22 protein-coding genes and 1 riboswitch are annotated in these 23,756 nt (G+C 42.5%); of the genes, 17 read left to right on the forward strand and 5 right to left on the reverse strand.

Features of this window, described 5'->3' with window-relative positions; all coding sequences use genetic code 11:
• Nucleotides 1–76: 76 nt before the first annotated feature.
• Together ruvA and MK396_RS01335 are read left to right on the forward strand one after the other, a co-directional pair.
• On the forward strand, nt 77–670 hold the full coding sequence (gene ruvA / locus MK396_RS01330) for a Holliday junction branch migration protein RuvA (protein WP_000273410.1): 594 nt from the start codon (nt 77–79) through the stop codon (nt 668–670).
• A gap of 9 nt (nt 671–679) precedes the next feature.
• The gene (locus MK396_RS01335; protein ID WP_268723441.1) at nt 680–1,246 is read left to right on the forward strand and encodes a DNA-3-methyladenine glycosylase I; all 567 of its coding nucleotides are present in this window, start codon (nt 680–682) and stop codon (nt 1,244–1,246) included.
• Nucleotides 1,247–1,325: 79 nt separating this feature from the next.
• On the opposite strand, the gene MK396_RS01340 is transcribed toward MK396_RS01335, so the two are convergent.
• The 5 genes from MK396_RS01340 to MK396_RS01360 all read right to left on the reverse strand — a co-directional run bounded on the left by MK396_RS01340 (nt 1,326) and on the right by MK396_RS01360 (nt 5,039).
• The gene (locus MK396_RS01340) at nt 1,326–1,589 is read right to left on the reverse strand and encodes a SemiSWEET family transporter (protein ID WP_000166112.1); all 264 of its coding nucleotides are present in this window, start codon (nt 1,587–1,589) and stop codon (nt 1,326–1,328) included.
• A gap of 105 nt (nt 1,590–1,694) precedes the next feature.
• The gene (locus MK396_RS01345; protein ID WP_268723676.1) at nt 1,695–2,729 is read right to left on the reverse strand and encodes a S66 family peptidase; all 1,035 of its coding nucleotides are present in this window, start codon (nt 2,727–2,729) and stop codon (nt 1,695–1,697) included.
• Between the two features lie 313 nt (nt 2,730–3,042).
• A complete protein-coding gene (locus MK396_RS01350; protein ID WP_268723442.1) occupies nt 3,043–3,390 on the reverse strand; it encodes a TfoX/Sxy family protein in 348 nt (115 codons plus the stop codon).
• Between the two features lie 15 nt (nt 3,391–3,405).
• Nucleotides 3,406–4,083, reverse strand: a complete 678-nt coding sequence (locus MK396_RS01355; protein WP_268723443.1) for a DUF1129 domain-containing protein — start codon at nt 4,081–4,083, stop codon at nt 3,406–3,408.
• 11 nt (nt 4,084–4,094) lie between these two features.
• A complete protein-coding gene (locus MK396_RS01360; protein ID WP_000815618.1) occupies nt 4,095–5,039 on the reverse strand; it encodes a magnesium transporter CorA family protein in 945 nt (314 codons plus the stop codon).
• Between the two features lie 137 nt (nt 5,040–5,176).
• On the opposite strand from MK396_RS01360, the gene uvrA reads away from it, so the two are divergent.
• From uvrA to nrdD, 15 genes are all read left to right on the forward strand, one after another.
• Entirely contained in the window at nt 5,177–8,008 is a 2,832-nt protein-coding gene (gene uvrA / locus MK396_RS01365; protein ID WP_268723444.1) for an excinuclease ABC subunit UvrA, read from the forward strand.
• The gene (locus MK396_RS01370; RefSeq protein ID WP_268723445.1) at nt 8,001–9,062 is read left to right on the forward strand and encodes a M24 family metallopeptidase; all 1,062 of its coding nucleotides are present in this window, start codon (nt 8,001–8,003) and stop codon (nt 9,060–9,062) included. The genes uvrA and MK396_RS01370 overlap by 8 nt, the downstream gene beginning before the upstream one ends.
• Nucleotides 9,063–9,115: 53 nt before the next feature.
• A riboswitch (M-box (ykoK) riboswitch) is annotated at nt 9,116–9,266 on the forward strand.
• A gap of 195 nt (nt 9,267–9,461) precedes the next feature.
• Entirely contained in the window at nt 9,462–12,122 is a 2,661-nt protein-coding gene (gene mgtA / locus MK396_RS01375; RefSeq protein WP_268723446.1) for a magnesium-translocating P-type ATPase, read from the forward strand.
• Between the two features lie 135 nt (nt 12,123–12,257).
• Nucleotides 12,258–12,656, forward strand: coding sequence for a transcriptional regulator Spx (gene spx / locus MK396_RS01380; protein WP_268723447.1), 399 nt, complete (start codon nt 12,258–12,260; stop codon nt 12,654–12,656).
• A 65-nt stretch (nt 12,657–12,721) separates the two neighbouring features.
• Nucleotides 12,722–13,291 carry an SP0191 family lipoprotein gene (locus MK396_RS01385; protein WP_268723448.1) on the forward strand — a complete coding sequence of 190 codons (570 nt, stop codon included), beginning with the start codon at nt 12,722–12,724 and terminating at the stop codon, nt 13,289–13,291.
• An 86-nt stretch (nt 13,292–13,377) separates the two neighbouring features.
• Nucleotides 13,378–13,644 carry an IreB family regulatory phosphoprotein gene (locus MK396_RS01390; RefSeq protein WP_000507059.1) on the forward strand — a complete coding sequence of 89 codons (267 nt, stop codon included), beginning with the start codon at nt 13,378–13,380 and terminating at the stop codon, nt 13,642–13,644.
• A gap of 3 nt (nt 13,645–13,647) precedes the next feature.
• Nucleotides 13,648–14,067, forward strand: a complete 420-nt coding sequence (ruvX, locus tag MK396_RS01395; RefSeq protein ID WP_084939404.1) for a Holliday junction resolvase RuvX — start codon at nt 13,648–13,650, stop codon at nt 14,065–14,067.
• 15 nt (nt 14,068–14,082) lie between these two features.
• A complete protein-coding gene (locus tag MK396_RS01400) occupies nt 14,083–14,388 on the forward strand; it encodes a DUF1292 domain-containing protein (RefSeq protein ID WP_268700390.1) in 306 nt (101 codons plus the stop codon).
• 308 nt (nt 14,389–14,696) lie between these two features.
• A complete protein-coding gene (locus MK396_RS01405; protein WP_268700389.1) occupies nt 14,697–15,947 on the forward strand; it encodes a bifunctional folylpolyglutamate synthase/dihydrofolate synthase in 1,251 nt (416 codons plus the stop codon).
• Nucleotides 15,948–16,034: 87 nt separating this feature from the next.
• Entirely contained in the window at nt 16,035–16,493 is a 459-nt protein-coding gene (locus tag MK396_RS01410; RefSeq protein ID WP_268723449.1) for an SP_0198 family lipoprotein, read from the forward strand.
• A 184-nt stretch (nt 16,494–16,677) separates the two neighbouring features.
• The gene (locus tag MK396_RS01415) at nt 16,678–17,829 is read left to right on the forward strand and encodes an iron-containing alcohol dehydrogenase (protein WP_217970505.1); all 1,152 of its coding nucleotides are present in this window, start codon (nt 16,678–16,680) and stop codon (nt 17,827–17,829) included.
• Nucleotides 17,830–18,113: 284 nt separating this feature from the next.
• A complete protein-coding gene (cls, locus tag MK396_RS01420) occupies nt 18,114–19,646 on the forward strand; it encodes a cardiolipin synthase (protein WP_268723450.1) in 1,533 nt (510 codons plus the stop codon).
• Nucleotides 19,647–19,719: 73 nt separating this feature from the next.
• Nucleotides 19,720–19,863: a hypothetical protein gene (locus MK396_RS01425; RefSeq protein ID WP_162838152.1), complete on the forward strand. Its 144-nt coding sequence runs from the start codon at nt 19,720–19,722 to the stop codon at nt 19,861–19,863.
• Nucleotides 19,864–19,898: 35 nt separating this feature from the next.
• Entirely contained in the window at nt 19,899–21,416 is a 1,518-nt protein-coding gene (locus MK396_RS01430) for a damage-inducible protein CinA (RefSeq protein WP_268723451.1), read from the forward strand.
• A gap of 127 nt (nt 21,417–21,543) precedes the next feature.
• Nucleotides 21,544–23,751, forward strand: a complete 2,208-nt coding sequence (gene nrdD / locus MK396_RS01435) for an anaerobic ribonucleoside-triphosphate reductase (protein WP_268723452.1) — start codon at nt 21,544–21,546, stop codon at nt 23,749–23,751.
• The last annotated feature ends 5 nt before the right edge of the window (nt 23,752–23,756 follow it).

The following is a 23,756-nucleotide window of genomic DNA, read 5'->3' on the forward strand; positions in this document are numbered from 1 at the left end:
GAGGTTGCACCTTTTGTTGCAGTCTGTCTTGGGGAAATATGGTATACTAGATAGGCAAAATAATGGAGAAAAAATTATGTACGAATATTTAAAAGGAATCATTACTAAAATCACTGCCAAATACATCGTCCTAGAGGCAAATGGTATAGGTTATATTTTGCATGTAGCCAATCCCTATGCTTACTCAGGTCAGGTCAATCAAGAAACTCAAATTTATGTGCACCAAGTTGTCCGTGAGGACGCCCATCTGCTCTATGGTTTTCGATCAGAAGATGAGAAGAAACTCTTTCTTAGTCTGATTTCGGTATCAGGGATTGGTCCGGTATCAGCTCTTGCTATCATCGCAGCTGATGACAATGCTGGCTTGGTTCAGGCGATTGAAACTAAGAACATCACCTACTTGACTAAGTTCCCTAAAATTGGCAAGAAAACAGCCCAGCAGATGGTGCTAGACTTGGAAGGTAAGGTAGTCGTGGCTAGTGATGACCTTCCTGCCAAGGTGGCAGTGCAAACCAGCGCTGAAAACCAAGAACTGGAAGAAGCCATGGAAGCCATGTTGGCACTGGGCTACAAGGCGACTGAGCTCAAGAAAATCAAGAAATTCTTTGAAGGAACGACAGATACAGCTGAGAACTATATCAAATCGGCCCTTAAGATGTTGGTAAAATAGGAGAATAATATGACAAAACGCTGTGGTTGGGTTAAAATGAACAATCCTTTATATGTGGCCTATCATGATGAAGAGTGGGGTCAACCCCTTCATGATGACCGTGCTCTTTTTGAACTGCTCTGTATGGAAACTTACCAGTCGGGTCTATCTTGGGAAACGGTACTAAACAAACGCCAAGGATTCCGAGAAGTCTTTTACAACTACCAAGTTCAACGTGTCGCGGAAATGACAGATGGCGAGTTGGAAGCCTTGTTAGAGAATCCAGCCATCATCCGAAATCGTTCCAAGCTCTTTGCGACACGTGCCAACGCCCAAGCATTTTTACAAGTCCAGAAAACCTTTGGCTCTTTTGACGCTTATCTCTGGTCCTTTGTTGAGGGAAAAACGATCGTGAATGATGTTCCTGACTATCACCTAGCACCTGCTAAAACAGCCTTGTCTGAAAAGTTATCTCAAGATCTCAAAAAACGAGGCTTCAAGTTCACAGGTCCAGTCGCAGTTTTAGCTTTTCTACAAGCGGCAGGTCTGATTGACGACCACGAGAATGATTGTGAGTGGAAAAGCGGAAATAAGTGAGTGCAGGCGTCTAATTATCTGAGAATATAGAAAAAGCTGAGAAGAGTTTCTCAGCTTTTTGATTATATGCTAGTAACTTTTATAGTGCAGTAAGAAATGTCAGTCCACCTAAGACAACGCCAGCTGAGTTTGGAATAATTAGTATCCAATCCTTCTTAGGTTCTTTTGTCCACCCGTAAATAACCCAAATTAAACAAGATACTGCTGCGGATAAAGGCTGGAATGGTTGAGCTTTGTTGCCTTGTAAATTGGCAAAAATTTGTGGGATGTAGGCGATAAATACAATAATCCCGATAAAGGCCCCGATTGAACCGACAATTTGATTTATTTTTTGTTTAGTCATATACACCTCCTTTAAAAGGATATCATAGAAATAAGCAAAATGCAATAAATTCAGACACAAATTGTAACGAAAATCAATACCAAAGCACAAAAATGGAGAAATTGTTTATTTTTTGTTATCGTCAAAGCGAATGACTTGCTCCTGTGCATCTACATAGGCGTGAACGCCAAAGGGAACAATGGCTCTTGGCGTTGCGTGGCCGACATTTAGATTATAGACAATCGGGATATTGTTATCAATGATATCCAATAGTGCTTCCTTATAGTCGTCATAGAAGGTTTCATCCATTGGCTTTCCGACCAAGAGTCCACTGATTACCTCAAATACTCCAGTTTCTTTCAAAGTCTGCACCATCTGTTTGAAGTTTTCCGGCTCAGGCTTTTCTTCGCTTGTTTCTAGTAAGAGAATCTTTCCTTCCCAGTCTGACAAGTCAGGGAAAAGTTTGTATTTTTGGCAGAGGTCGGTGCTATCTGCGTGTAGAGAGTTGTCAAAAATATCATAGAGAGACTCAAGACAACCACCGAGAATTTCTCCCTCAAACTGAGCATTTCCTTGCAACAAGTCAAAACCAGTATTTGTATGACTGATACGAGCTGTTCCCAGGGCCTTGGGACTAAAGTCAATCCGTTCCTCATACCAAACGTCACTAGGGCGGATTTCTGAGATTCTTCCTGTCTTGATCAATTCTTTAAAGTAGTGAAAGCTATAGGGCAACATCTCATTGTCTAATTCACAAATGTCTGCTAAAAAGGATTGCCCATAAAAAGTCTTGACCCCTAGTTTGTGCAACATAAGGTGGTTCATAGTGGTATCTGAGAAGCTAAGAAAAATCTTTGGCTTGATAACCTTTTGAAGCTGGTCGTTTTCAAAAAGATAAGGTAGCAAGCGATAGGTATCATCCCCACCGATGGCGCATAGGATCATGTCGATGCTATCATCAGAAAAGGCCAGCATCAAATCTTCTGCACGTGCCTCAGGATGGTCCTTGATAAAGTCTAAACCCTTTAGCGAATGGGGCAAGAAGACAGAATTAAGTCCCAAAACCTTGAGACGTTGAATACCCAAATCGACTTCGTGTTTGACAAAATCCTCTCCGATAACACCACTAGACAAACTAACAATACCAATAGTAGAAACTATATCTCATCCTCCTAGAAATAGATTGATACTCTTCGAAAATCAAATTCAAACCACGTCAGCTTTGCCTTGCCGTATATATGTTACTGACCTCGTCAGTTCTATCTACAACCTCAAAGCAGTGCTTTGAGCAACCTGCGGCTAGCTTCCTAGTTTGCTCTTTGATTTTCATTGAGTATGAGCCTATTCTATCACAAAAGATGAGAGAAAACTACAAGAATGAGACTCAGAAGTGCTATTGAATCTCAAGAAAGCAAGTGAAAAAGCAACCGCCTGTGCAGTTGCTTTTCGTTTTTCTAATCTCGCTGGATATGAGTTACTTGGTCAACTCTTGATTATAGGAGAGGGCTAAATCAATCCAGTAAGGAAGTTCTTTTTGACCTTCGATATCTAGGTCTATATAGCCATGATAAGGTCGCCCTCTCATCAATGTAGTATGGGCTCCTGTTCGGGGTAGAACTTGCTTTTCCGTTTCTTTGCCTATTCTCACCATAACCAGCTCGTCCTTTCTGGAACTGACTGTAAGGACCATTTTCCCACGAATCATAAAGGCCAGGCCACCAAACAGTTTCTTTTCTTCTAACTCTTCTTCGAAAATTTGGGGAGGGAGTTTGAGTGTTAGAATTTTGCGAATCTGCTGAGCTAAGGATTGACTATATGCCACAGCTTTTCACTTTTCTTAATAACGGGATGGGCCCGCGCTTGCACTTCGGATGTTGAAACGTTTCTTGAGATAGAAGCGAAGGGCGAGAAGGGCTGCTCCCAGGATAGCCAAAGGCAATGGAGCAAGGACTGGATTGAGGTTGGCTGGTAGGAAGCTTGTTGCAAAGAAGACAACCAACCAAAGGACCATAGAAGCCAGGATAACGAGGATTGACTTCCAGAATGGAGGACGTTGGCTACGATCTGTGTCTGGCCCATAGTACTGGTAGACAAAGTAGTACATCAAGTAGAAGGCAAGTCCTCCTACAAGCCCAACCAACAAGAGGGTGATCAACCCATAGCCCATAGCCTGATCTGTAGAGAAGAAGGTAGTCAGAGCGCTAACCAATGCAAAGAGACTGGTGATAAAAAGGGCTGAGTCCATAATCATGAGTTTTGGATCGTCATTTTCTTTTGGATGCTCTTTTTCGTATTGCTCCTTGACGGTGAAGCTATGAGCCCAGTGGGTTGGAGCACCGTAGAGGGAACGAGCGGTCGTTCCTTTGGCTTGCTCTTCAAGGATTTTAGGAATAATTTCCTCAAAGATAGCCTTGATTTCAGCGTCTGTTTTACCATCTTTGATGAACTGTTGGGTAGCGATGTGGATAAACTCTTGGTTTTTCTTAGTTAATTTTTGTAAATCAATCTGAGACATAGGGATTCCTCTTAGAACCATTTTTTATGGATGAGATAGAGAGTGAGCGAAACACTCATAGCAAAGGCGATAAAGACGATTAACCAGAAGGCGTGTGGCTCACCGTTCAAAGGGATTTCATTATCCTTGAAGTTCATCCCGTAGGCTGAGAAGATCATGGTTGGGACAGACATGACAATGGTCACGAGAGCCAGAGTTTTCATGATGTTGTTCTGGTTATTGGAAATAATAGAGGCAAAGGTCTCTGTCATAGAGTGAAGGACGTTTCCATAGATATCTGCCATCTCGATGGCCTGTTGGGTTTCAATCAGGGTGTCTTCGAGTAGGTCTTCGTCTTCTAGGTATTTCTTGATATTGCTAGTTGCGCTAGTCAATTTCTTGATCACGCGCTCATTTGTCTTAAGTGAGGCCTTGAAATAGACGATGGTCTTTTCCAATTCCATGAGCTCGATCAGCTCTTCGTTTCGAGTAGACTTGTGAAGTTGACTTTCGATTTGTTCACTCTTACGGTCAATCGAACGAAGGGCAGTCAGGTAAAGCTCGGCATTGCGATAAAGGAGTTGAAAGATAAAGCGTGACCGCATGAAAGTGTAGAAGTTACGCAGTTTGCGGTTGATGAAGACATCGAGAACAGGGAGGGATTCCAAGCAGGTAGTGATAATGGTTTCCTCGGTGATGATAATCCCCAGCGGAATCGTTACGTAGTAGGTGCGGTTGTTTCTCTCCTCTGTGATGGGAACGTCCACGATGATCAAAGTATACTCGTCTTCGATGGTAATACGAGACATTTCTTCCGCATCGAGCGGCGCTCGAAGGTCGGCAATGTCAATGTCAAAGGCATTAGCAATTTCCAACGATTCATTTTGTGTAGGATTGACGAGGTTGATCCAAGTACCCGGTTCAAGCGTGTCGATCTCTTTAAATTCAGTTGTTGTTGAGAGAAAAACTTGTTTCATATCCCCTATCCTTTCCTACTATTTCAGTAATTCATTTTTTGCACCGTACTATTATACTATAAAAACAGCTTTTTGGGTAATAGAATTTCATATTTTTTGGTATAATGGAAAGCAATAATGGACTAGAAAGAACAAAGATGCAAGATAAAATTGTGATTCATGGGGCACGTGCCCATAACTTAAAAAATATCGATGTGGAGATTCCGCGAGACAAGCTGGTTGTCGTGACTGGTTTGTCGGGTTCGGGGAAATCCAGTCTGGCCTTTGATACCCTCTATGCTGAGGGACAACGTCGTTATGTGGAGAGTTTGTCAGCCTATGCTCGCCAGTTCTTGGGCAATATGGAAAAACCAGACGTGGATGCCATTGACGGTCTTAGCCCAGCTATTTCTATCGACCAGAAAACGACTAGCAAAAATCCACGTTCGACCGTGGGAACAACGACTGAAATCAACGATTATCTGCGTCTCCTCTACGCACGTGTGGGGACGCCTTACTGTATCAATGGGCATGGGGCTATCAAGGCTTCTTCTGTAGAGCAAATCGTGGATAAGGTCTTGGAATTGCCAGAACGCCAACGTCTGCAAATCTTAGCTCCGGTCATCCGTAAGAAAAAAGGGCAACATAAGAGTGTCATTGAAAAGGTTCAGAAAGACGGCTATGTCCGCGTCCGAGTGGATGGGGAGGTCTATGATGTGACCGAAGTGCCAGAGTTGTCTAAGAGCAAGCAACACAATATCGATGTTGTGGTCGACCGTATTGTTATCAAGGAGGGTATCCGTAGTCGTCTCTTTGACTCCATTGAGGCTGCCCTTCGTATCGCAGAAGGCTATGTGATTATCGACACTATGGAAGATTCTGAGTTGCTCTTCTCTGAGCACTATGCCTGTCCAGTTTGTGGTTTTACTGTTCCAGAGTTAGAGCCACGTCTCTTCTCCTTTAATGCTCCGTTTGGCTCTTGTAGTGAGTGTGACGGTTTGGGCATCAAGCTGGAGGTTGATACTGACTTGGTAGTGCCAGATGCCGGCAAAACGCTACGTGAGGGAGCCTTGGCACCTTGGAATCCTATCTCATCCAACTACTATCCAAATATGCTGGAACAAGCCATGACAGCCTTTGGAGTGGATATGGATAAGCCCTTTGAGGACCTGTCAGAAGAAGATAAAAACTTGATTCTCTATGGGTCTGATGGCAAGGAATTCCATTTCCACTATGAAAATGAATTTGGCGGTGTGCGCGACATTGACATTCCTTTTGAGGGAGTTGTCAATAATATCAAGCGTCGTTACCATGAGACTAACAGTGATTACACACGCACCCAAATGCGTCTCTACATGAATGAACTAACCTGCGGAACTTGCCATGGCTACCGTCTCAATGACCAGGCCTTGTCTGTCCGTGTGGGTGGGGAGCAAGGACCACATATCGGTGAAATCTCAGACCTGTCTATCGCAGACCACTTGGCTTTGGTGAGCCAGCTGACCTTGTCTGAAAATGAAGCCATCATCGCCCGTCCCATTCTCAAGGAAATCAAGGATCGCTTGACCTTCCTCAATAACGTAGGTCTTAACTATTTGACTCTGTCACGTTCGGCAGGAACCCTTTCAGGTGGGGAGAGTCAGCGTATTCGCTTGGCGACTCAGATTGGATCCAACCTATCAGGTGTCCTCTATATCCTGGATGAGCCGTCCATCGGTCTTCATCAGAGGGATAATGACCGCCTGATTGCCAGTCTGAAAAAGATGCGTGACTTGGGCAATACTCTCATCGTGGTGGAACACGATGAAGATACCATGCGTGAGGCGGATTATCTAATCGACGTCGGTCCTGGTGCGGGAGCATTTGGTGGGGAAATTGTCGCTGCAGGTACGCCTAAGCAAGTGGCTCGCAACAGCAAGTCCATCACAGGCCAATATCTGTCAGGTAAACGTGCTATTCCAGTACCAGAAGAGCGCCGTGTAGGAAATGGTCGCTTTATCGAGGTAACAGGAGCGCGTGAGAACAACTTGCAAAATATTACCGCTCGCTTCCCGTTAGGAAAATTTATCGCAGTGACGGGGGTATCAGGATCAGGGAAATCGACCCTAATCAACAGCATTCTCAAAAAAGCCATTGCTCAAAAACTCAACCGCAATTCAGACAAGCCTGGTAAGTTTAAGACGATTACAGGGATTGAGCATGTAGACCGCTTGATTGACATTGACCAGAGCCCTATCGGACGGACGCCGAGGTCTAACCCTGCTACCTATACGGGAGTTTTTGACGATATCCGTGACCTCTTTGCCCAGACAAATGAGGCCAAGATTCGAGGCTACAAGAAGGGCCGTTTTAGTTTCAACGTCAAGGGTGGTCGTTGTGAAGCCTGCTCTGGTGACGGGATTATCAAGATCGAGATGCACTTCTTGCCAGATGTATACGTGGCTTGTGAAGTCTGCCACGGGACTCGCTACAACAGTGAAACCTTAGAAGTTCACTACAAGGAAAAGAATATCTCGCAAGTCTTGGATATGACTGTCAACGATGCAGTTGAATTTTTCCAACACATTCCCAAGATTCAACGCAAACTCCAGACCATCAAGGATGTAGGGCTGGGCTATGTAACGTTAGGACAACCAGCTACCACCCTTTCAGGTGGAGAAGCCCAGCGTATGAAGCTGGCTAGTGAACTCCACAAACGCTCAACAGGAAAATCATTCTACATTCTGGATGAGCCGACGACAGGACTTCATACGGAGGACATCGCTCGTCTGCTCAAGGTTTTAGCTCGCTTTGTAGACGATGGCAATACTGTCCTCGTCATTGAGCACAATCTGGATGTTATTAAAACAGCAGACCATATCATCGACTTGGGACCTGAAGGTGGTGTTGGTGGAGGAACCATCATTGCAACAGGAACTCCAGAAGAAGTAGCGGCCAATGAAGCCAGCTACACAGGACACTATTTGAAAGGAAAGTTACATCATGAATAAACGCGTGCAAGCATTTCTAGCTAAAATGCAAGAAAAAGAACTAGATGGAATCATTATCAACAACCTTAAAAATGTCTACTATTTGACAGGATTTTGGGGCTCAAATGGAACAGTCTTCATCAGCCGTGACCGTCAGGTCTTGGTGACAGACTCTCGCTATATCATTGCAGCTAAGCAAGAAGTAACGGGTTTTGAGATTGTGGCTGACCGCGATGAGTTGGCTGTTATTGCAGGCATTGTTAAGGATATGGGCTTGTCTCGCGTTGGTTTTGAGGACGAGATTTCGGTCTCTTATTACCACCGTATGCAAACTGCTTTTGAAGATTTGGAACTAGTTCCACAGGCTCAGTTTGTTGAAGCGCTTCGTATGATTAAGGATGAGAAGGAGATTGCGACTATTCGCAAGGCTTGTTCTATCTCAGACCAAGCTTTCCGCGATGCACTTGACTTTATCAAACCAGGAAAGACTGAAATTGAGATTGCCAACTTCCTTGACTTTCGCATGCGTGAGTTAGGAGCGGCAGGTTTGTCTTTTGATACCATTTTAGCAAGTGGTATCAACTCTTCCAAACCCCATGCCCATCCAATGCACAAACCAGTGGAGCTGGGAGAAGCCATTACCATGGACTTCGGCTGTCTCTACGATCACTATGTCAGCGATATGACACGGACCATTTATCTAGGTCATGTCAGTGACGGGCAAGCAGAAATCTACAACACAGTTTTGAAAGCCAACCAAGCTCTGATTGACCAAGCCAAGGCAGGTCTAGGTTTCCGTGACTTTGACAAAATCCCTCGTGATATCATTGTGGAAGCAGGCTATGGAGAATACTTTACACATGGTATCGGACACGGTATCGGACTGGACATCCACGAAGAACCCTACTTTAGCCAAACTTCCAAAGAAGCCATTAAATCTGGTATGGTCTTGACTGATGAACCGGGCATTTATATTGAAGGTAAATACGGGGTTCGTATTGAAGATGATATCCTGATTACAGATAACGGTTGTGAGTTATTGACACTTGCTCCAAAAGAATTGATTGTTATCTAAAAAATGAGATAAATCGTTGACTTTTATATTTTAAAGGTTTATACTGATAGACGAAAACGGTAGGTGAGGCTACCATAGGGATACGGATGACTACCGCAAAGCAGTGGAGACACTACTCGTTGGTCAACAGTCCTGGTCGCGAAGGCCAAAACTAAGCTCATTTCATTGCCCTATGGAGTTAAAGCTTGAACGAAAAACAGATAATTAGTTTTTTAATCCTGCCATAAAATGGCAGGATTTTCTACTGTTTTAGAACAGGGAAAGGAGACAGATGATGCAAATTGACGACCACCCAGAACCGCACATACACAGCCAATCGCTGATTTGTGTCGTTCTGCCCTTATAAAGTGATTGGTCTCTGTGTATGAAACACATCATTCATACAGATAGGAGAAACCAATGAAAACTACAAAAGAAAGATTAGCAGCAGCTATTCATACACCTTTAAACGAAACTCTATCTTTTTATAAGACAAGTCTAACAGGCTTGACTGAGGAACAGATAGAAAAGAATCGTGATTTATATGGTGAAAACACCATCACCAAGGGTCAGGAAGACAGTATCCTCAAAAAAATTTACGAATCTATTATCAATCCATTTACAATCATCCTCCTGGTCATCGCTATGATCTCCATGGTGACAAACGTCTGGTTGGCGAAGCCTGGGCAAGAAGATCCGACGACCTCTATCATCATCGTTGTCCTAGTCCTCATTTCTGGTGGCATTCGATTTGTCCAAGAACTGCGAAGCGACAAAGCTGCGACCAATCTTTCAAAAATGATTGTGAATACAGCTACGGTTATTCGCGAAGGCCAGAGTTTAGAGGTCGCGATTGAGGATTTGGTCGTTGGAGATATAGTCAAATTGAGTGCTGGAGATATGATTCCGGCAGACCTCCTTTTGATTGAATCACGTGATTTCTTTGTTCAACAGTCTGGCTTGACAGGTGAAAGTGATTCGGTTGAAAAATTGGCTTTGTCAAAAATGAGTCAGTCAAATTTTGATAGTCTGCTAGAAGCAGAAGCGCTCGCCTTTATGGGAACCAACGTGATATCAGGAAGTGCCAAGGCTTTGATTCTAGCAGTTGGTGATGACACCATGATGGGGGAAATAGAGCAGACTCTCAATACTTATGACGAGCCTACCTCTTTCGAACGGGATATGAATAGTATCTCCTGGCTTTTAATCCGCTTGATGTTGGTCATGGTTCCCATCGTATTTCTTTCCAATGGTTTGACGGATGGAGATTGGTTAGAGGCTGGCGTATTTGCTTTGAGCGTGGGTGTCGGGCTTACACCTGAGATGCTTCCCATGATCATCACGGCCAGTCTAGCAAAAGGCTCCATTATCATGGCCAAGGAAAAAGTCGTCATCAAAAAACTCAATGCCATACAAGATCTAGGTGCTATTGATATCCTGTGTACGGATAAAACTGGAACCCTTACCCAAGACGAAATTGTCCTTGAATATCCTTTGGATATACATGGAGATTTGGATTTATCTGTGTTGAGACGTGCCTATCTCAATTCCTATTTTCAAACTGGTTTGAAAAATTTAATGGACAGAGCGATCATTAAACGTACGGAAAAAGAAGCCAAAGAACACGCACTCTTGCAAAATCTAGATCAAACCTTTCAAAAAATAGATGAATTGCCCTTTGATTTTGAACGCAGACGGATGAGTGTCATCGTCAAGGATGAGAACGAAGCTGTTAGTTTGGTAACCAAGGGTGCCCTAGAGGAAATGCTTGCGATTTCAACCCATGTGGAATATCAAGGTCAGATTAGTCCTCTGACGGATGATATCCGAGTGGAAATCTTAAAAGAAGTAGACCAACTCAATCAGCAAGGTTTGCGAGTCTTGGGAGTCGCTTATAAAACAGGCCTAAAAGAAGGTTTTGCTTACTCTGTTGAAGATGAAAAGGAGATGATTCTAACAGGATATCTTGCTTTCCTAGATCCACCAAAACCATCTGCAGCACCTGCTATCCAAGCTTTGTTAGAGCATGGTGTTCAAACCAAAATCTTGACGGGGGATAATGAGAAAGTAACCCAAGCAGTATGCGAAAAAGTTGGTTTAGACGTTGATCAAATCTTGTTGGGTTCTGATATTGATGCCATGACAGACGAAGAGTTGGCCCAAGCAGTTGAGAAGGTGACGGTCTTCGCCAAACTCTCTCCGGATCAAAAAGCACGAATCATTTTACAAATCAAATCTAATGGACATTGTGTCGGCTATATGGGAGATGGGATCAATGATGCCCCTTCTATGAAAGTAGCCGATGTGGGGATTTCTGTTGATACAGCAGTAGATATTGCCAAAGAGACAGCTGATGTCATTTTGCTAGATAAGGATTTGATGGTGCTTGAAAAAGGGCTGGTTGAAGGGCGTAAGGTCTATGCCAACATGACCAAATACATCAAGATGACGGTCAGCTCTAATTTCGGGAATATTCTTTCACTCTTAGTGTCTGGTATCTTTTTACCTTTCCTTCCTATGGCTCCGATTCACTTGATTGTGTTAAACCTCGTCTACGACCTTTCTTGCATTGCCTTGCCATTTGATAATGTGGATGAAGACTTTTTGAAACATCCTCATAAGTGGGAAGCCAAGTCTATTACTCGCTTTATGATTTGGATGGGTCCGATTTCTTCTGCCTTTGATATTTTGACCTTTATCTTGCTCTATTTTGTCATTGTCCCAATGGCGACAGGCCAAGCCTATGCTCACGGAGCAGAGTCTGCAACGGGCTTTATCATCTTGTTCCAGACAGGTTGGTTCATTGAATCCATGTGGTCCCAAACCATGGTTATCCATATGCTTCGTTCAGCAAAACTTCCTTTCTTACAAAGTCGTCCGTCATGGTTGGTTCTTGGGACAACCTTACTAGCAGCTAGTTTTGTGACCTTCCTTCCCTATTCTGCAATTGCTAACCTGCTTCATTTAACCCCTTTGGAACCAATTTATTTTCTCTTTTTGCTTTTGATTATCGTTCTCTATATGATAAGTGTTACAGTTGTAAAACGATTGTATATCAAAAAATTTAAAAGTTGGTTATAAATTGATTTTGTCAAGAAAAAAGTACGAAAATCGCGAAAAAAGTTAATTTTTTTTTAAAAATAGGTCGCAAGTCGGATGCTTTTTATGGTATAATAGACTAAACTGATAGTAACATGTAGCGAAAGGGGTAGGTACATGATCAAAATTTATACAGTCTCAAGTTGTACTAGCTGTAAAAAAGCGAAAACCTGGCTCAATGCCCACCAGTTAAGTTATAAAGAACAAAATCTCGGTAAAGAAGGAATTACAAGAGAAGAGTTATTAGATATTCTCACGAAAACAGATAATGGAGTTGCCAGTATCGTTTCGTCAAAAAACCGCTACGCTAAGGCACTTGGAGTTGACATCGAGGATTTGAGTGTCAATGAAGTGCTCAACTTAATCATGGAAACACCACGGATCTTAAAGAGTCCGATTCTCGTTGACGAGAAGCGCCTGCAAGTCGGCTATAAAGAAGATGATATCCGTGCCTTCTTGCCACGCTCTGTCCGTAATGTAGAAAATGCAGAAGCACGTCTACGTGCAGCTCTATAAAACATCAAGGCTGGGAGTGACTCCTGGCCTTGTTTGCTCTTTTTTCAAAAATCATGTGAGGAATTATGAAAAAGTTACTAATTGCTAGTTTGGCCCTCTTCTTTTTACTTGCTGGGTGTGGGCAAAAAAAGGAGGCGACCTCTCCTTCAACATCGGAGTCTGAACCTCTCCAATCCAACCTTCCTGTTTTGGATAATGCCGAAAAAAATACGGTGATCACCAAGACACTGCTGATGCCAAAGTCGGAAAATGGGACGCAACAGATTCAAACGATTACTTATAAAGGCACTCAGTTTTTAACCTTAACCATCCAGCAAAAACGACCTGTTGGGGATGAACTCAAGAACTTTATCTCTGAAAATGGCTTAGAGGAGACGCAAAAAGCGCTTCAAGAAGCTGAAGAGAAGGATGAGACCATCCAAGAGGCACGCAAACTAGCAGGATTTACACTGGAAACCAAGCTACTCAGTGAGACAGAAATCCAGACTACAACGACTTATGATTTTCAAGTATTGGATGTCAAAAAGGCATCTCAGATAGAATATTTAAAAAATATCGGTCTTGAAAATCTCTTAAAAAACGAACCTAGCCAATATATTGCAGATAGAGTGGCAAATGGGGCGACAGAACAATAGAAAATCCAAATAAATAGACTGACTTATTTGTAGAACGTCAGGGAATGTGCTATAATAGTACTATTCTAAGGAAAGAGGGTGTTAGAATGGGATTTACTGAAGAAACTGTACGGTTTAAATTGGATGATTCCAATAAGAAAGAAATTAGCGAAACGTTGACAGATGTCTATGCTTCATTGAATGACAAGGGCTACAATCCGATTAACCAGATCGTCGGTTATGTATTGAGTGGAGACCCTGCCTACGTTCCTCGTTATAACAATGCACGAAATCAAATCCGTAAGTATGAGCGTGATGAAATTGTTGAAGAATTGGTACGCTACTACCTTAAAGGACAAGGAGTCGATCTATAATCTATGAGAATTATGGGATTGGACGTCGGTTCAAAAACAGTGGGCGTTGCCATTAGCGACCCACTAGGCTTCACTGCTCAAGGACTTGAAATCATCCAGATTAATGAGGATCAGGGCCGGTTTGGTTTTGACCGGATCAAGGAATTGGTTGATAGCTATAAGGTAGAACGCTTTGTAGTAGGTTTGCCAAAGAACATGAACAATACCAGCGGTCCGCGGGTAGAAGCCAGTCAAGCCTATGGTACCAAGCTAGAAGAACTCTTTGGTTTGCCAGTAGACTATCAGGATGAGCGCTTGACGACCGTTGCTGCGGAGCGTATGTTGATTGAACAAGCAGATATCAGCCGTAACAAACGCAAGAAAGTTATTGATAAGTTGGCTGCTCAGCTGATTTTGCAAAATTATTTAGATAGAAAATTTTAAGACAGAGGAGAAACTATGTCACACGATCACAACCATGACCACGAAGAACGTGAATTGATTACACTAGTAGATGAGCAAGGAAATGAAACCTTGTTTGAAATTCTTTTGACCATCGATGGGAAAGAAGAATTTGATAAAAACTATGTTCTGCTAGTGCCAGTTAACGCAGAAGAAGATGAAAATGGTGAAGTTGAAATCCAAGCTTACTCATTCATCGAAAATGAAGACGGAACAGAAGGCGAATTGCAACCAATCCCAGAAGACTCAGAAGACGAATGGAACATGATTGAAGAAGTCTTCAACAGCTTTATGGAGGAGTAAAAATGTTCAGTGAACATTTTTACCCTTACGCTAAAAATAAAGACCGTAAGTAAGTCCGGGGGATATTTTTACCCCAGTTCCTTGAAATAAGAGAGAACTGGTAAGTCTGGGAGACTGTATCACCCCAACTCCTAGAAACTAGAAAGAGTTGGAATGTCCGGGGGACGTTTTTAGCCCACGTTGAAATTCATAGTAGCTAGTGATTAGCTAACCAGGTAAGAGGTTGGGATTTTAGTCCCGACCTCGTTTTTTATTTGTAATCATACTTTGATGCTGTAGTTGATTGGACTTTTGTTAAGGAGACATGTATGTTTGAAGTAGAAGAATGGCTTCATAGTCGGATTGGTTTAAACTTTAGATCTGGACTTGGAAGAATGCAGCGAGCAGTGGATTTGCTGGGAAATCCTGAGAGGACCTATCCGATTATCCACGTAACAGGGACTAACGGTAAGGGGTCAACTATTGCCTTTATGAGGGAGTTGTTTGTTGCTCATGGTAAAAAAGTTGGTACTTTTACCTCTCCTCATATCATCAGTATTCATGATCGAATCTGTATTAATGGGCAACCAATCGCTGGTGAAGACTTTGTCCGTATAACTAACCAAGTCAAGGAGATGGAAAAAACTCTCTTAGAAACACATGATCAATTGTCTTTCTTTGAGTTGTTGACCTTGATTGCTTTACTTTACTTTAAAGAGCAGGGAGTGGATCTAGTCCTGCTAGAAGTGGGGATTGGTGGTTTGCTTGATACCACTAATGTCGTAACAGGAGAGATTGCAGTTATTGCTTCGATTGGGCTAGATCATCAGGAGACCTTGGGCGATAGTCTGGAGGAAATAGCCGAGCAGAAAGCTGGTATTTTCAAGGCTGGCAAGAAGGCAGTCATTGCTAAGCTCGCTCCAGAAGCTAAACTTGTCTGTCAAAAAAGAGCAAGAGAGTTAGACGTAGACCTTTATCAAGCTGGACGAGACTTCACTTTGAAAGCGGGGGATTTTTCAAGTAGCCTAGCAAGCTTTTCACAGCTCGAAACCAGTTTGGAAGGTGCTTATCAGCAAGAAAATGCCGCCTTGGCTTTAGAAACTTTTCTTCTGTTTATGGCGTCAAGAGAGGAAGGTGCCGAAGAAGAGCTTGTCAGACGGGCTTTGAAGGAGACACATTGGGCAGGTCGATTGGAACGAATTTGCCCGCAAATCTACCTAGATGGGGCTCACAATCTGCCAGCTTTGATTCGTCTGGTCGAGTTTATCCAAGGAAAAATCCAACAAGGCTATCAAGTCTGCATCCTTTTTGGTGCCCTTAAACGCAAAGATTATCAAGAGATGTTGGGCTATCTATCTGAGCAGTTGCCTCAGGTTGAACTTAAGGTAACGGGCTTTGACTACCAAGGTTCTTTGGAAGAAAGCGATGTTTCTGGTTATAAACTGGTTGACTCTTATCGTGATTTTATCAGCGAATTTGAAGAAAATGCCAACAATCAGGACTTGCTTTTTGTGACGGGCTCTCTCTATTTTATCTCGGAAGTACGAGCGGGTTTGGTGGGAGATCATGAGATTAGTTGATCTTCTAGACTTAAGTTGCTATACTGGGGGTAGGAAAACTCGAAAACGATTTCAGGAATACATTAGCACAAAAGAAAGGAAGTCGCTATGAAAACGAAAACATCCACACTTTCTATTGCTTCTTTAGTAATTCTTAGTCTTTTAGCAGCTTGTGGACCTAAGGAACAAGCATCTACCCAGCCATCTGCTCAACAATCATCTACTCAACAAGAATCATCTTCTAGTGCTGCTACCAGTGCTAGTCAACCACAGGCGTCCTCAAGCCAGGACACTGCTGCGGCAGCTCAACTGACTAATATTGATGGTACCTATACTGGAAAAGATGAGAACGACCAGATCACTCTTGTTGTAGCAGGCAAAACTGGTACATGGACTGAGGTCGAACCAGATGGAGATAAGGAAATCAAGCAAGTCACCTTTGAGCCAGAAAATCAACGTGTCATTATCGGAGATGATATTAAAATTTATGCGGTTAATGGTAATCAAATGATTATCGATGATATGGACCGAGAGGCATCTGACCGAGTAGTCTTAACGAAGAAATAATGATTAAGTAAAAGTTCCAATGAGATGAAAGCTATCTTTTTGGAGCTTTTTTTCTTGAAAAAAGGCTGGCGGTTCTTTACTAACTTTTTACTTAAATCGCTTACAAAAATTTGTAAAATTTCTTATAAGGTCGTATACTTATAGTAAATAATCAAATAGCGCAGAGGCGCAGGAGGAAAAGCGTATGGCTACATTTTACGTTCCATCAGTTAACCTTATTGGTAAAGGTGTTGTAAATGAAGTAGGTCCGTATATCAAGGAACTGGGGTATAAGAAGGCCCTTTTGGTGACAGATAAGTTCATCGAAGGTAGTGATATTTTACCCAAAGTCCTAAAACCGTTAGATGCTGAAGGGATCGAATATGTAATCTTTAGCGATGTGGAGCCAAATCCGACTTGCAAGAACGTCACAGACGGAGTGGCTGTCCTGAAAGAGCATGGATGTGACTTCATCATCAGTCTTGGGGGAGGATCTCCTCAGGATGCGGCTAGTTGTATCTCTATCATTGCTACAAATGGTGGCAAACCACAGGACTACGAAGGTCTCCACAAGTCTGCTAAAAAAGGCTTGCCAGTGGTTGCGATCAATACAACAGCTGGAACTTCTGCAGAAATCACCATTAACTATGTTATTACTGACGAAGAGCGCAAGGTCAAGATGGTAATGGTTGATAAGAATAGCCTTGCCCTTATCTCTGTCAATGATCCAGAACTCATGCTTTCAAAGCCGAAAGGATTGACAGCAGCGACAGGTATGGATGCTCTTACTCACGCTGTCGAAGCCTTGGTAACACCAGGTGCTTATAATGTGACCAAGAAACTTTCTATCGGAGCGATTGAACTCATCAAGGAGTATCTTCCTCGTGCTGTGGCAAATGGCCAAGATATTGAAGCGCGTGAGGGTATGGTCAATGCCATCTTCCTCGGTGGTATGAGCTTTAACAATGCTGGTTTGGGTTATGTTCATTCTATGGCTCACCAACTCGGTGCGGTATATAACTTGCCACATGGTGTCTGCTGTGCCATGCTTCTCCCAGTTGTAGAACGTGAAAATGCCAAGCGTGTACCAGAAGCATTCCGCAATGTAGCCAAGGCTTTGGGACTCCATGTGGAGGGGAAAACAGACCAAGAATGCGCTGACTATGCTATCGCTGAGATTGAGAAACTTTCTGAAACTGTTGGTATTCCGAAGAAACTCACTGAACTCGGTATCCAAGAAAAAGACTTTGACTTTGACTACCTTTCTAAGAATGCTTTGATTGATGCATGTGCGCCAGGCAATCCATTTATGCCAACTTTAGAAGAAACCATTGCTCTCTACAAAGAACTCTTCTAAAAATCAAGTAGAGTAGACGGGACTTGTTCCTCAAAATATAAATAATATTGGAAAGAACTATCATTTTGGTAGTTCTTTTTAGGCCTCTTAATATCCTAGTTAAAAATATAAAAAATGAACAGCGCTTCGTATAGTGAGGATGTAGTTTAAGAATCTTGCAGTTCTTGGAATAGTTTGAATAGAAAAAGGTAAAAGGTTGCCATCTACCCCTAAACTGAGGTATACTAGTAGAAAGATTAGTTTATCAAGCAGTTAAGGAGAATGTTAGAAAAGGAAGGGGATGTATGACAGCTAGAAAAATGCAGCTACTCATGTCCAAGTATGGTTTTAGTATTACCATTATGTTGGCAGAGTTGTTTATCGTTTTTGGTTTATTTCTCTATCTAGGGCAGATGGCACCGATTATCTGGATAATCCTAGTCATTTTAGTGAGCTTAGCGACCATTGTATCGATTGTCAATCGGTCTATGAATCCTGAGAGTAAGGTAACATGGTTGTTAGTAGCCTTTGTGCCAGTTTTTGGCCCTTTGCTCTATATCATGTTTGGAGAGCGCCGTTTATCTAAAAAAGAATTGAAGCAGCTAAAGCAGCTCCAATCAATGGTTTACCGAGAGGACAATAGCAGGGCTCTCCGTTTGGAGTTAAAAGAACAAGACAAGTCGGCTTACGGGGTTATCAAATCTCTCCTCAGTATGGACACGAATGCAGATGTCTATAATCGAACGGATACCCAATTTTTTGCATCTGGTAAAAGCATGTGGTATCAGATGCTAGAGGATCTCAAGAAAGCAGAGAAGTTTATCTTTCTCGAATACTATATCATCGAAGAAGGTTTGATGTGGAATAGTATTTTGGAGATTTTGGAAGAAAAGGCAGCTCAAGGAGTAGAGGTGAAACTCCTTTATGATGATATTGGTTGTATGGCAACCTTGCCTGGAGATTATACCATTCACCTTCGCGGTCGAGGGATTGAAGCCCATAAATTTAATAAGGTGATTCCGCGCTTAACCGTCGCCTATAACAACCGTGACCACCGTAAAATCATGGTTATTGATGGTCAAATTGCCTATACAGGTGGTGTCAATCTGGCAGATGAGTATATCAACCATATCGAACGCTTTGGTTATTGGAAAGATAGCGGTATTCGCCTAGATGGATCAGCGGTCAAGGCTTTTACTAGACTCTTTTTATCAACCTGGTATATCAACCGTGGGGAAATTAGCGACTTTGACCAATACCATCTCGAAAATCAACCAAAAGATGGGATGGGGCTCTGCATTCCCTATAGTAGTGGACCAAAACCCATCTACCGAGCCCAGGTTGGAAAAACGGTCTATCAAAATCTTATCAATCAAGCTACAGACTACGTCTACATCACGACTCCCTATCTGATTGCTGACTATGATTTAACAGAAAGTATCAAAAATGCAGCTCTGAGAGGGGTAGATGTGCGAATTGTAACGCCGTGTATACCAGATAAGAAGGTTATTCAGTTAGTTACTCGAGGAGCCTATCCAGACTTGTTATCTGCAGGGGTTCGAATTTATGAGTATAGCCCAGGATTCCTTCATAGCAAGCAAATGCTTGTCGATGGAGAGGCAGCTACTGTGGGAACCATCAATTTTGACTATCGGAGTTTGCTTCACCACTATGAAAATGCCGTCTTGCTTTATAGGACGCAGTCCATCATCGATATTGAAAGGGACTTCGAAGGGATTTTTAAAGTTTCTCAAGAAATTTATCCCCACACCATCAAAACAAGCTGGTATCAAAGCCTGATCAAGGAAATTGTCCAGTTGTTTGCGCCTATGCTCTAACTATCCATCAAGATCTAGCCCAAGGCTAGATCTTTTTTGTCTTCTTACGAATAGATAAGTAAAGGAGAAAACCATGCTTAATCTAGAAGATGATGATTTTATCAGAGAGTATAGAAATAGTCTATTTCACCGTTTTCGTGAAATCGAACGCTTTGCGCTATTGGATAAGAAATTCAGCAAATATCAATCCCAAGCTGACATTCCTGTAAGATTTTGATATACTAAAACAGATAAACTTAGAGGAGAAATTGAATGAATGTATACGGGAAAATAGATGAGAAACAAGAAAAATCTCATTACCAAGACTGGTCCGTTCCAGAAAAGCGAGAAGGAGCTCCGATTCCCTTTTTTAGTATCTTGCTTTGGAGTTTAGTGGCTACAGCTATTTCTGTGGTTATCCCCCTTATTTTTGGTTTAGTAAGCCCGCAACAAACTCAGGATCTTTATACCGGTTGGGCCTTGCATCAAAATGGTCAAATGTATACCGATTATTTTGGGACGGAGGGATTGCTCTATTACCTGCTTGCCTATCTTTCACAAGGCAGTATTCTGATTGCTTTGGTTGAGTGGTTGGCCTTGTTTGGAGCAGGTGTTTTTCTTTTTAAATCTGCGGATACTCTTACAGGCCGTGTAGAAGAAGCCAAGCAGCTTGTGTTTGTGTTTAATCTGTTGGTAGCAGGTCTCGCTTTTGGTGGTGGCTATGCTCTCTTGCTAGCCTTGCCTTTCCTATTTTATTCACTTAGCATTGTTACGAACTATCTAGCTTATCCAAACGATGACAAAGGATTTTTACGTGTTGGTATGAGCCTTGCACTTGCTTTCTTCCTTGCGCCAATCCCAACAGCCTTATTTGCAGCTACACTAGCCTTGGGGATTATCGGCTTTAATCTAGGCAAAGGTCACTTTGTTCATGGTTTATATCAGTTCTTTGCGTCAGCCTTAGGGTTCTCACTCTTATTCTATCCTTTGGGCTACTATACAGTATTAACAGGTAGTTTTGGGGATGCCATTAGCCAGACCTTGTATCCAGTAAATACTCTTAGCTTCTTTTCAAATGCGCATTTGCTTGAAAATGCAGCCTTCTACGGCTTACTTGCTATTGGGCTAGGTTCCCTTAGTTTGCTCTTTTCTGGTTTGTTCCAGTCAAAATCAGCTAAGCAATATTCCCTATCGATTGCTGCTAGTTTGGGCTTATTGCTTTCTTTGGGGCTCTTGATTTTCTCCAAAGAACCCATCAACGGTACTCATCTTGTGGTACTAATTCCTTTCTTGGTCTTGCTCCTTCTGACAGGGATCAAAGAAAATGTTTCTGAGGGAGGCAGTCGTCGTAGAAGAAGACGTGAGAAGAAATCCTCCTTCCTTAAAGGAAATTTCTATCTACCACTGATTACCCTTGTCTACCTCATTGTTCTCCCTATCGCGAGTCGCTACCTTTCGCACCCAGTGACTTATCAGGAGAGAGAGCGACTTGCTAGTGTAGTCAAACAACAAACGAGTTCTGAAGATCGTGTCTATGCATGGGATGATCGTCCAGATTTCTATCGTACAAGTGAACGCTTAGCACCGACCTCTCTAGTGACGCCAACACTTTATACTGCAAGTGACGAAAATAAAACCAAACTGATGAATGACCTGAAAGAGAATGAACCGAAGATGATTATGGTCAATCAAAAAGTTGCCTTGTGGTCAGATGTAGAGAGCTGGCTCAGTGAAAACTATGAGCTTGTTCAGACAGATACTAGCGAGTTTAAGCTTTATAAATTCAAATAACGAAATCAATATCTTGTGGAATTTTAAAAATTTTAGGATTTTTAACACAAGATATTGATTTTTATTTTTAGAGTGGTATAATACTGAATGTAAACAATTCAACAACATTTTAGAAAAGAGCATGGATATGATTGTATTAGAAGAAAAGCTTGCAACCGTTCCCACCTTGTTCGTTGAAAAACGAGATGGTAGACGTGTAGTATTTGATGTAGACAAGATTGACAAGGCTCTCCACAAGGCGGCGGAAAAGGTTATGGACGTCACGCCTCTAGTAGAAAAACGCCTAAATGGTCTAGTTGAAAGAATCGTTACCGAAATTCACAGTCGTTTCCCTAAAGGTGTGAAGATTTATGAGATTCAGAATATCGTAGAACATGAACTTCTCGAAGCCAAAGAATATGCCTTGGCTGAAGAGTATATCACCTATCGGACACAAAGGGATTTTGAGCGCTCAAAAGCGACAGATATCAACTTTAGCATTCATAAACTTCTCAATAAAGATCAGGGGGTTGTCAATGAAAATGCCAATAAAGACAGCGATGTCTTTAATACTCAGCGTGATTTGACAGCAGGGATTGTTGGGAAATCAATCGGATTGCAAATGCTTCCTAAGCACGTAGCTAATGCTCACCAAAAAGGGGATATCCACTATCATGACTTGGACTACAGCCCCTACACTCCGATGACTAACTGCTGTTTGATTGATTTTAAAGGCATGCTGGAAAATGGTTTTAAAATTGGGAATGCAGAGGTAGAGAGTCCCAAGTCTATTCAAACTGCAACCGCTCAGATTTCGCAAATCATTGCTAACGTTGCTTCTAGCCAGTACGGGGGCTGTTCAGCTGACCGTATCGATGAAGTCTTGGCACCTTATGCAGAGAAGAATTACCAAAAGCACCTCAAAGATGCGGAAGAATGGGTCTTGCCTGAAAAACGGGATGATTATGCTTGGAAGAAAACTCAAAAAGACATCTATGATGCCATGCAATCTCTTGAGTATGAAATCAACACCCTCTTCACTTCAAATGGACAAACACCTTTTACTTCGCTCGGTTTTGGTTTAGGGACTAGTCGTTTTGAGCGAGAAATTCAAAAAGCTATCTTGAACATCCGAATCAAGGGGCTTGGTTCAGAACACCGTACAGCTATCTTCCCTAAACTCATCTTTACGCTAAAAAGAGGACTCAACTTAGAGGAAGGTTCACCTAACTACGACATCAAACAGTTGGCCCTTGAGTGTGCAACCAAGCGGATGTACCCAGATGTCTTGTCCTACGATAAGATTATTGAGTTGACAGGTTCTTTCAAGGTTCCTATGGGATGTCGTTCTTTCCTTCAAGGATGGAAAGATGAAAATGGTGTTGAGGTCAATTCAGGTCGGATGAATCTAGGTGTTGTGACGGTCAACCTTCCTCGTATCGCCCTCGAGTCTGAGGGGGATCTGAATAAGTTCTGGGAAATCTTCAACGAGCGGATGAACATTGCGGAGGATGCTCTGGTTTATCGTGTCGAACGGACCAAGGAAGCAACACCAGCGAATGCCCCTATCCTCTATCAGTACGGGGCCTTCGGACGCCGTCTCGGAAAAGAAGAAAGTGTTGATCAACTCTTTAAGAATCGCCGTGCGACAGTTTCGCTGGGGTATATTGGTTTGTACGAAGTGGCTACTGTCTTCTTTGGAAATAGCTGGGAAAGCAATCCTGAAGCCAAGGAATTCACATTGGATATCATTCGCGATATGAAACGCCGCGTAGAAGAGTGGTCTGAACAATATGGTTACCATTTCTCTATCTACTCCACACCGTCTGAAAGCCTGACAGACCGCTTTTGTCGCTTGGATACAGAGAAGTTTGGTTCTATTCCTGACATCACAGATAAGGAATACTACACCAACTCTTTCCACTATGATGTCCGTAAAAATCCAACACCGTTTGAAAAATTAGACTTTGAGAAAGTTTATCCAGAAGCAGGTGCGTCAGGTGGTTTCATCCATTATTGTGAATACCCAGTACTTCAACAAAATCCTAAAGCCTTGGAAGCTGTTTGGGACTATGCCTATGACCGTGTCGGTTATCTAGGGACCAATACTCCGATTGATCGTTGCTACAAGTGCGACTTTGAAGGGGATTTTGAACCAACTGAGAGAGGATTTGCTTGTCCCAACTGTGGCAATAGCGACCCTAAAACAGTAGATGTGGTCAAACGTACGTGTGGTTATCTGGGAAATCCTCAAGCACGTCCGATGGTTAACGGACGCCACAAGGAAATTGCTGCGCGTGTCAAACACATGAATGGCTCTACTATCAAAACAGCTGGACATGAAGTAACAAATTAGAAGGA

The sequence above is a fragment of the Streptococcus oralis genome (genome assembly GCF_026782235.1).
In the GTDB taxonomy this organism is placed as follows: Bacteria; Bacillota; Bacilli; order Lactobacillales; family Streptococcaceae; genus Streptococcus; species Streptococcus oralis_CC.

Coding starts and splice junctions, on each gene's coding strand:
- MK396_RS01360 (WP_000815618.1), bottom strand. CDS start 5,039: ATGAAACAAGTTTTTCTCTCAACAACAACTGAATTTAAAGAGATCGAC.
- MK396_RS01340 (WP_000166112.1), bottom strand. CDS start 1,589: ATGACTAAACAAAAAATAAATCAAATTGTCGGTTCAATCGGGGCCTTT.
- spx (WP_268723447.1), top strand. CDS start 12,258: ATGATCAAAATTTATACAGTCTCAAGTTGTACTAGCTGTAAAAAAGCG.
- MK396_RS01430 (WP_268723451.1), top strand. CDS start 19,899: ATGAATGTATACGGGAAAATAGATGAGAAACAAGAAAAATCTCATTAC.
- nrdD (WP_268723452.1), top strand. CDS start 21,544: ATGATTGTATTAGAAGAAAAGCTTGCAACCGTTCCCACCTTGTTCGTT.
- uvrA (WP_268723444.1), top strand. CDS start 5,177: ATGCAAGATAAAATTGTGATTCATGGGGCACGTGCCCATAACTTAAAA.
- MK396_RS01390 (WP_000507059.1), top strand. CDS start 13,378: ATGGGATTTACTGAAGAAACTGTACGGTTTAAATTGGATGATTCCAAT.
- ruvX (WP_084939404.1), top strand. CDS start 13,648: ATGAGAATTATGGGATTGGACGTCGGTTCAAAAACAGTGGGCGTTGCC.
- MK396_RS01425 (WP_162838152.1), top strand. CDS start 19,720: ATGCTTAATCTAGAAGATGATGATTTTATCAGAGAGTATAGAAATAGT.
- MK396_RS01385 (WP_268723448.1), top strand. CDS start 12,722: ATGAAAAAGTTACTAATTGCTAGTTTGGCCCTCTTCTTTTTACTTGCT.
- ruvA (WP_000273410.1), top strand. CDS start 77: ATGTACGAATATTTAAAAGGAATCATTACTAAAATCACTGCCAAATAC.
- cls (WP_268723450.1), top strand. CDS start 18,114: ATGACAGCTAGAAAAATGCAGCTACTCATGTCCAAGTATGGTTTTAGT.
- MK396_RS01370 (WP_268723445.1), top strand. CDS start 8,001: ATGAATAAACGCGTGCAAGCATTTCTAGCTAAAATGCAAGAAAAAGAA.
- mgtA (WP_268723446.1), top strand. CDS start 9,462: ATGAAAACTACAAAAGAAAGATTAGCAGCAGCTATTCATACACCTTTA.
- MK396_RS01410 (WP_268723449.1), top strand. CDS start 16,035: ATGAAAACGAAAACATCCACACTTTCTATTGCTTCTTTAGTAATTCTT.
- MK396_RS01405 (WP_268700389.1), top strand. CDS start 14,697: ATGTTTGAAGTAGAAGAATGGCTTCATAGTCGGATTGGTTTAAACTTT.
- MK396_RS01355 (WP_268723443.1), bottom strand. CDS start 4,083: ATGTCTCAGATTGATTTACAAAAATTAACTAAGAAAAACCAAGAGTTT.
- MK396_RS01400 (WP_268700390.1), top strand. CDS start 14,083: ATGTCACACGATCACAACCATGACCACGAAGAACGTGAATTGATTACA.
- MK396_RS01335 (WP_268723441.1), top strand. CDS start 680: ATGACAAAACGCTGTGGTTGGGTTAAAATGAACAATCCTTTATATGTG.
- MK396_RS01415 (WP_217970505.1), top strand. CDS start 16,678: ATGGCTACATTTTACGTTCCATCAGTTAACCTTATTGGTAAAGGTGTT.